This window comes from Mailhella sp., assembly GCF_057866825.1.
On record NZ_DBMAHT010000090.1, the window covers coordinates 1 to 8,510 of the forward strand.

Consider the following 8,510-nt stretch of genomic DNA (forward strand, 5'->3'; position numbering starts at 1 on the left):
TGACGGAGAGCCTCTCCTCCTTCACCATGCCGGCAATGATGGCCCACAGCTCCCGCCGGGAAAGCGGATCCACGCCCACGGAAGGTTCGTCGAGCAGCAGCAGTTCCGGCGAGCGCACCAGCGTGCAGGCCAGGGCGAGCTTCTGCTTCATGCCGCCGGAAAGCTTGCCTGCGGGGCGCGCCGTGAAGCGGGCAAGATCGGTCATGTCCAGCAGGCGGCGAAAGCGCGTTTTCCGCGCTTCGGAGGACACGCCGTGCAGGTCGGCGTAGAGGTTCAGGTTTTCCATCACGCTCAGGTCTTCGTACAGACCGAACTTCTGCGGCATGTAGCTGATGCGGCTCTGAATGTCCGCGGCCTGACTTGCGGCGTCGCGGCCGAGCACGAAGAGCGTGCCGCCTGAAGGCGCAAGCAGACCGCATATCATGCGCAGAAAGGTGGTCTTGCCCGCGCCGTCCGGCCCCACGAAGGCCGTCATGGCTCCGGCGGGCACGTCCAGATCGAGCGAGGCAAGCGCGGTGACGGTCGCGTTCTTTCCCGAAAACGTCTTGCCGAGCGCGCGGGCGCTGACCACGATTCCGTCGCCGGACGTGCGAGGAGAAAAGGTTGTTCCGTCGTCAGTCGTCATGGCGGACTCCCGCCGCATCTTCATGAACGACAACGCTCACGGGCATGCCGAGGCGCAGACGGTCGCCGGCATCGTCGGCCACGATGCGCACTTCGTACAGCAGCGAGGTGCGCAGGTCTTCGGTCTGCACGCTTTTCGGCGTGAATTCCGCCGTGGGAGAAATGTAGCCCACCCGGCCGGGCACGGCTTCGGGGAAGGAGTCGGTGAGAATGTCGGCCTTCATGCCCTGACGAATGCGCCCGAGCTGCGGCTCCGTCACGTAGGCGCGCACCCACTTGGGCGAGGTGAGGGAAAGCAGAAACACGGGCGTGGCCGAAGAGGCCATGTCGCCGGGTTCCAGCAGGCGGGAGCTGACCACCGCATCCGTGGGCGAGAAGAGCTCGCCGAGCTCGATGTTGTGCTGCATGATGGCGAGCGCCGCTCTGGCGGAGGAAAGCTGCGCCGCCGCCATGGCGATGTCTTCGTCGCGGTAGCCCTCGCGCAGAAGCGCGAGCGCGTGGGCCGCCTCGTCGCGCTGCCCCTGCGCCACGCGAAGCGAGGTCTGGGCGTTTTCCCGCTCCTGAGCGCTCACGGAATTGCCGCGGCGCAGGTTGGCCATGCGCGCGTCGTTGCGCTTCGCCTGTTCAAGAGAGGCCTCGGCCGTGCGCAGCGCGGCTTCCGCCCGGGCGATTTCTTCCGGCCGGTTGCCGTTCTTCATTTTGAGCAGGTTCTGTTCCTGAGCCGCAATGTCCGCGCGCAGCTTGTCCGCTTCGAGCTTCAGGCCGGTGACGTCCACCCGGGCGAGCAGCTGACCGCGCGTCACGCGGTCGCCTTCCTCGGCAAAAAGTTCCGTGACGCGTCCGCCCTGTTCAAAGGCCAGCGACACCTGCCGGATGTCCACATTGCCGTAGAGCTTCAGCGTGTCCGGCGATTCGTCGGACGGCGCAAGACGCCAGAACAGCCATCCTCCGGCAAGGAGCGCCATCGCGGCAAGAATGAGGATAATCTTTTTCATTTCAGCCCTCTTTCGTGCTCAGGGCAGGAAAGGTTTTTCTCTTTTTCAGGGTAGAAACCTTGCCCGAAAAAGTCAAATATAAAGTTCAATTTCATGTTTGAATTTGACGTTTGAAATATTTTGCCGTACCGTTTCTTCATGGAACATGAGCAGGCATACGCATACGTTCCGCGCAGGCGGAGCGCGCCGCGCAGAGACGGCCTTTCCACCCGGGGGGTGGTGCTTGAGGCTGCGGGGCGCGTGTTTGCCGAGCTCGGCTACGCCAGGGCGACCACCCGGGAGATCTGCCAAAGGGCCGGGGTGAACGGCGCGGCGGTCAATTACTATTTCGGCGGCAAGGAAGCGCTGTACGAAGAGGTGCTGGTGGAAGCGCATCGGCAGCTCGTCAGTCTGGAGGAGCTCAACGCCGTCATGGATTCTGCCGCCGATTCGGAAGCCAAGCTGCGCGGTTTTCTTGAACTTTCGGTGCGGGCCGCGCTGAAGGCTCCGGAGCTTTGGGGGCTTCCCGTACTTTTGCGCGAGGTGGCTTCGCCTTCGTCGCATCTGCCTGCGCCGCTGGTGGAGAGCGTACTGCCCAAGCTGAGTGTGGTACGCAGCCTCGTGTGCGAGATCACGGGCTTTGAGCCCGGTTCGGAACAGGCTGCGCACGCTTCGGCCATGCTGCTTTTTCCGTGCATGTTTCTTGTGCTTTTTCCCGAAAAAGTACAGTCGATTTTGCTGCCGCAATTCATGGAGAAACCGGAGAGCGTGGTGGAGAGCATGACCTGCTACGCGCTTGGCGGACTGAACGCGCTCAAGGAACAGCGTCGGAACGACTGACCTGCCTCGATCTGGGGCACGCGACGTGTTTTTGATTCACTCCGGGAATGCTTCGACGTTCGGTGCGGCGTTTTATCGTGGGAGAAAAAGTTCTTGCAGATGGAGAGTCCGCAGCGCGGATGTTTAAAAGAAAGGCCGACGGACAGGGGGAATGTCCGTCGGCCTTTTTTCTCAGGAGTGCGACGTTGATGCAGGGAAACGGCGGGGAAGGTCATCCGCGAGGAGGAGGCGGATTCCCCGCACGGGGCTAGCGCAGGCAGCCGCCGCGGCCCATGCCGTAGCCGTCATGACCGTAACCGCGGTGTCCGTGGCCCATGCCGTAGCCGTCGTGACGGCCGTAGCCCATGCCGTAGCCCATGCCGGGGAGTCCGGCCTTGACGAGCTTGGCGGAGAAGTCGTCGTTCACGGTGCGGATCTGCGTTCTGAGCTTGGTGATGTCGGCCGTGAGCTGACGGATTTCATCGGGGCTGGCGTTGGGATTGGCGGACAGGGCGTTCAGGGTCATGTACTTTTCTCTGAGGCTGTCGCGCAAGGGAGTGACGGCCTTGTAGTGTTCTTCGTGAAATTTGTCGAGCTGGGCCTTCTGATCGGCGGTGAGCTGGGTCTGGGCCGGGCAGTCGGCGAAGGCCGGGCAGTCGCGGTATCTTCCCTGAAAATCGGGACGGGCCATGGCGGCGGCGGGAAGGCTGGCGGCAAAGATAACGGCGGCGAGAGAAGCGGCGATGGTCTTTCTGGTCATGATGCGTTCCTTTTTGAAGAGAATGTAAAGAGAATTTGTTGAGTTGTTGTCGGCAAGTGGTCCACAAGTTCAGTGTATAGGGAACGCATTGTTTTTTGTCACGTTTCAAACTGTTTCGCGAAATATTGCCGCCCGGAAAGATGGAAGCGTCCCTGCCGATGAAGGCGCGGAAGGCCGCAAGGCGTTGTGCGGCGCGGTTTTGGCATGCCCGTGATGCGGTTCGGAGGGCGCTTGTCGTGCCGTTCGGGCGCAGAGAAGCGTGTCCGTGTTTTGCCGATGGCGGGCACACCGGATGAAACAAGGGGCCCTCGGCCGCCTTTTGGGGTGTTATCTTGCAGAAAGGGGCGGATGCGGCGCGTCGTTTGCAAGATTTGGAAAGAAAGACCGGGGCGGAATATGTCTGCGAAGCGAAAGGCGCCGGGAAAAGCGGGAATCAGGCGCGCCCCGGACGCAGACGGGCGAGAAGCTGCGGCCCGGCCATGACGAGAAGCACGGCAACGCAGATGACGGCCACGCCGGCGAACACGCCCGGGGTGGCGGGTTCGTCGAAGACGAAAATGCCCACGGTGACGGCGGTGAGCGGCTCCATGACGCCGAGGATGGACGCCATGGTGGAGCCGATGCGCTGGATGGCCAGCACGAGGGTGAGGTTGGAAATGGCCGCGGTGACCACGGCGAGGAGCACGGCGAGGCAGAGTTCCTGCCAGGAATGCAGCCACTGGAAGGTGCCGGACGCCAGCGCGTTGGCGAGCGAGGCCAGCATGCCGAAGAAGAGCACCCAGAAGGTGATGCTGAGGCCCGAAATGCTGCGGATGCGGGCGACGTGCAGGCCGCAGATGTACACGGCGTTGCACAGTGCGGAAACGAGGAGCAGAACGATGCCCCTGGGACTGACGGAACCTTCGCCTTCGCCGCCGCTCAGGAGAAAGACGCCGAGAATGGCGAGCAGCACGGAGCACGCCGTGAGGAGGGAGGGCTTTTCGTGAAAGAAGAGGATCATGATGATCATGACCATGAGCGGATAGAGAAACTGGAGCGTGGAAGCCACGCCGCTCGGCAGGTAGTGAAAGCCCTGGAACATGAGCAGGGCGGCGAGGGCGTACATGATGCTGAACACGGCCAGACGCGCAAGTTCGCGCGGCGGGGCGGCAAGACGGGCGTGCCGGAGCACGGGAATGGGGAAAAGCGCCAGCGCGCCGAAAAGGAAGCGGTAGAAGAGCACGCATTCGGCCGACATGCCGTCGCGTAGAAGGGGCAGGCTGAAGAGCGGAATGAGACCGAAGGCGGCGGAAGAAATAAGAGCGAGCAGAAATCCCATGAGGTCTCCGTGTCGGACGTTGAAGATCGCGGTCGGCGTTCCGCGGCAAGGGGATCGGAAAACGTCGACACGCCGGGAAGAGTGCGGCGCGTCGTCGTGAGACTCCTGCTCAGCTCTAGAAAGATAGCGCCGCTCTGTCAACAGGGGCGGCGTTTTTTGTGCGGAAGAGTGGCGGCGCAAAGCGTCCGGCGCAGGCGCGCGGCGATTGCGCAGAGCGTGGCGCGCCGCGCTTTTGGTGCGGGCCGTGCGGTCGGCCGCCTTGCCGGGACGGCGTGGCCGGACGATTTCTGCGATGCAGGGCATAGGGGGGCCGGGCGTCATGCGCGCGGCAGAAGCGGCTTACCTTCGTTGCCGAAGGCAGGGGCGAGAGAGGTTCGGATGGGATGCAGCGCAAAGGCCAGCGCGGCGTTTGCCGGAGCGGCGTCGGGGAAAGGAAGACCGGGCCGCGAAGTTCCGGGGGCTACAGCTTTTGCAGCGCGCTTCGGATGGCCTCTGCCTTCTTTTTTCCTATGCCGGGCAGTTCCATGAGTCTGGCTTCGGTGGCGGCCTTCATGTCGGCCACGGAGTCGAAGTGCTCCCACAGCAGACGCGCCGTTTCCCTGCCGATGCCGGGCAGCTGCTGAAGCTCGCCGCTGAAGGCCTGCCGGGCGCGGGCCTGCCGATGCCGCCCGATGGAAAAGTCGTGCGCCGCGTCGCGCACCACCTGCAGAAAGAGCAGTTCGGGGCAGCCTTCCCGGAGCGGCAGGGGATTGCTGCGCCCGGGCACGAAGATGCGGTCGGCCACGTTGCCCGCGCGGCGGTCGGCGTGACCGCGTTCGTCTCTGGCCTTGGCAATGCCCGCCACGAGGAAGGGCAGACGTCCGTCCTCTTCCGCAAGTTCGTCGCTGAGAATCTTGTGAACGGCGGCCAGCTGTCCGCGTCCGCCGTCGATGAGCAGAAGATCGGGCCAGGGCTCGCCGTGTTCCAGACGCTTTTTCGCCCACATGGAGAGCGCGGCGTAGTCGTCGCCTCCGGCTCCCTCGATGTTCCATACCCGGTAGTCGTCCTTGAGCGGACGCCCGTCTTCGTACACGACCGCGCCCACCTTGGTGGATTCGCCGCCGGTGTGGGACACGTCGGCGCATTCCACGCGCACGACGGGCCTGTCGAAGCGGAAGGCCGCGGCGAGCTTGTCCGCCAGGGAATCGTCCTTGCGGTTTTTGGCGGATTCGCGCGCGTTGCTGCGGGCCATGTCCAGAAGATGCCGTTCCTCTTCGTTCCTCGGCACGGCAAGACGCACCGGGCCGCCGCGAAGTTCGGCGAGCACGTCTTCCATGGTCTGGCGGCCGTTTTCGTCGTCTTCGTCGGGCGTGGGCGCGGCGCGCTCTCTGTCCTGTTCCGCAAGCAGGGCGGCGGCCTGTTCAATGAGGCCGGGCGCGCGCTTCGTTTCGGCCTCGTTCTGCGCGGGCGCGGAGAGCGTGTCTTCGCCGCAGAAGCAGGGCGTGACGCCGCCGCCTGCAAGAAACGGAGAGCCCATGTTCGCCGAAGCGTGGGGAGCCACGAGCGCGCTCTGGGAATCCACGGTGAGGGCCGAACCCGACGGGCCTTCCTCCCACGGCAGATACGGCAGAATGATGCGCGGAGGAATGGAGCGCCCGGCGTGATAGAACTGCACAAGAAAGCTCCACAGCAGTTCCGAGGCGTCTTCCAGACCGAGGCCCGGCCAGAAGAAGGCGCTGCGGTCCTGCACGAGGCCGTGCCGCACGAACACGATGCCGAGCGCCAGGCCGTCGGGCAGGCTCACCAGACCGAGCACGTCCATGTCGCCGCCGCTCTGGAGCACGATGGCCTGCTTTTCGATGGTCTTTTCGATGGCGCGTATCTGATCGCGCAGGGAGGCCGCGCGTTCAAAGTCCAGCTCGTCGGAGGCCTTTTCCATGGCGCTGCGCAGCATGTCGATGAGTTCCGTGGACTTGCCGGAGAGCAGCAGCGTCACGCGGCGGGTCATGTCGGCGTAGGCCTCGGCGGAAATTTCTCCGGTGCAGGGAGCCGCGCACAGATGAATGTGATGGTAGAGACAGGGCGTTTCCCTGTTCTTCATGGCTCTGTCGGAACAGCGGCGCAGGGGAAAAATGCGATGGATGGTCTTCCAGGTTTCTCTGGCGGCGAGTCCCGAGGTGAACGGGCCGAAATAGCGCGCGCCGTCGCGCCGTTTCATGCGCCGCACGATTTCCAGCCGCGGAAAGGGATCCTTTTCCGAGAGCCGGAACATGACGTACTGCTTGTCGTCGCGCAGGCAGATGTTGTAGTGCGGGCGATGCTTCTTGATGAGGCTGGCTTCGAGCAGAAGGGCCTCTTTTTCCGTGGTGGTGGTGAGAAATTCGATGCCCGCCGCGCGGCCGATCATGGCTGCGGTCTTGGCCGTGAGCTGATCGGCGGGGCGGAAGTAGGAGAGCACGCGCCGGCGCAGATTGCGGGCCTTGCCCACATAAATGATGCGGCCCCCGGCGTCCTTGTAAATATAGACGCCGGGAGTCGCGGGAATGGCGGAAGGGGCGGGACGCTCCATCATGGCATGTCTCAGCCCTGGAAGCGCACGTCGCCCTTGCGATGGTATTCGAGGGCCATTTTGTCCTGCACTTCGGGCAGGGCGGTGGGATAGTTGCCGGTGAAGCAGGCCGTGCAGTACTGCTCGGGATGCGACACGGAGGCGAGCAGACCTTCAAGCGAGAGATAGTGCAGGGAATCGAGACCCAGCATTTCCGCGATCTGGTCCGGGGTGTACTTGGTGGCGATGAGATCGTTGGGCGAGGGGAAGTCGATGCCGTAGAAGCAGGGGTACTTGATGGGCGGGCTGCTCACGCGAAAATGCACGGCCTTCGCGCCGAGTTCGCGCAGCTTGGCCACGCGGGTGCGGATGGTGGTGCCGCGCACGATGGAGTCGTCCACCACGTAGAGGCTCCGGTTCTCGATCATGGAACGCACGGGATTGATCTTCACGCGAACGCTGAACTGCCGCATGCTCTGGGAGGGCTGAATGAAGGTGCGGCCCACGTAGTGGTTGCGGATGAGGGCGTGTTCGTAGGGCACGCCGGCTTCCTGCGCCACGCCGAGGGAGGCGTAGATGCCCGAATCCGGGAAGGGAATGACGCATTCGGCGTCGGCCATGGATTCGCGGATGAGGTTGCGGCCCATGCACTTGCGGCACTGATAGGCGTCTTCGCCGAAGATGCGGGAGTCGGGACGCGCGAAATAGACGAGTTCAAAGATGCACTGACGCACGGGAATGTCGTCGTCGCGCAGGCGCACGCTGCGGTATTCCAGCGCGCCGGGCTCCACGATGATCATTTCGCCGGGCTGCACTTCGCGCACGTATTCGGCTTCGAGCAGATCGAAGGCGCAGCTTTCGGAGGCGAACACCCAGGAGTCGCCCATTTTGGCCATGCTGAGCGGATGGAAGCCGTGCGGATCGCGTATGGCGTAAATGCGGCCTTCGCTGAGCAGCAGCAGGCTGTAGGCGCCTTCCACGCGGCTGCACGCCTTGATGATGGCCTGTTCGAGCGAGCCGCAGGAAAGGGCCCGGGCGATGAGATGCACGAAGATTTCGCTGTCGATGGTGGTCTGGAAGATGCAGCCGTCGTTTTCGAGTTCGCGGCGCAGGGCGGCGGCGTTGGTGAGGTTGCCGTTGTGGACGAGGGCGAGCTGAATGCCGTTTCTCACGCGCACGAGCAGCGGCTGAGCGTTGCGCAGCTGCGGCTTGCCCGTAGTGGAATAGCGCACGTGGCCGATGGCCGTTTCGCCGGTGAGATGCCGCAGGTCTTCTTCGTGGAACACTTCGGGCACGAGTCCCATGCCCACGTGCAGATGGCAGGCGCCTTCCTTTTCGTCCCACGAAGCGATGCCCGCGCTTTCCTGACCGCGATGCTGCAGGGCATACAGACCGAAGTAGGTGAGCCGGGCGGCGTCTTCATGACCTATGATGCCGAAAATACCGCACATATACTTCTCCTTGAAGTAAGCAGAACGGCCTGTCCGT

At 63.7% G+C, this 8,510-nt stretch carries 7 protein-coding genes; 1 reads left to right on the forward strand and 6 read right to left on the reverse strand.

Annotated features, from left to right (window positions below; translation table 11 throughout):
* Together ACZM96_RS08155 and ACZM96_RS08160 are read right to left on the reverse strand one after the other, a co-directional pair.
* Positions 1-625: ABC transporter ATP-binding protein (locus ACZM96_RS08155; RefSeq protein WP_489488444.1), on the reverse strand; the 625-nt coding region annotated here is incomplete at its 3' end.
* A complete protein-coding gene (locus tag ACZM96_RS08160; RefSeq protein ID WP_489488446.1) occupies positions 615-1,619 on the reverse strand; it encodes an HlyD family secretion protein in 1,005 nt (334 codons plus the stop codon). The genes ACZM96_RS08155 and ACZM96_RS08160, both read right to left, overlap by 11 nt.
* Positions 1,620-1,757: 138 nt before the next feature.
* Between ACZM96_RS08160 and ACZM96_RS08165 the strand changes: the two genes are divergently transcribed.
* Positions 1,758-2,438 (forward strand): TetR/AcrR family transcriptional regulator, encoded by a 681-nt coding sequence (locus ACZM96_RS08165; protein ID WP_489488448.1) that lies wholly within the window; start codon positions 1,758-1,760, stop codon positions 2,436-2,438.
* A gap of 247 nt (positions 2,439-2,685) precedes the next feature.
* On the opposite strand, the gene ACZM96_RS08170 is transcribed toward ACZM96_RS08165, so the two are convergent.
* The 4 genes from ACZM96_RS08170 to purF form a co-directional block, all read right to left on the reverse strand.
* A complete protein-coding gene (locus ACZM96_RS08170; RefSeq protein WP_489488449.1) occupies positions 2,686-3,177 on the reverse strand; it encodes a Spy/CpxP family protein refolding chaperone in 492 nt (163 codons plus the stop codon).
* Positions 3,178-3,610: 433 nt separating this feature from the next.
* Positions 3,611-4,495, reverse strand: a complete 885-nt coding sequence (locus tag ACZM96_RS08175) for an EamA family transporter (protein WP_489488451.1) — start codon at positions 4,493-4,495, stop codon at positions 3,611-3,613.
* Positions 4,496-4,955: 460 nt separating this feature from the next.
* Positions 4,956-7,043, reverse strand: a complete 2,088-nt coding sequence (uvrC, locus tag ACZM96_RS08180; protein WP_489488452.1) for an excinuclease ABC subunit UvrC — start codon at positions 7,041-7,043, stop codon at positions 4,956-4,958.
* 11 nt (positions 7,044-7,054) lie between these two features.
* Entirely contained in the window at positions 7,055-8,473 is a 1,419-nt protein-coding gene (purF, locus tag ACZM96_RS08185) for an amidophosphoribosyltransferase (RefSeq protein ID WP_489488453.1), read from the reverse strand.
* Positions 8,474-8,510: the final 37 nt, after the last annotated feature.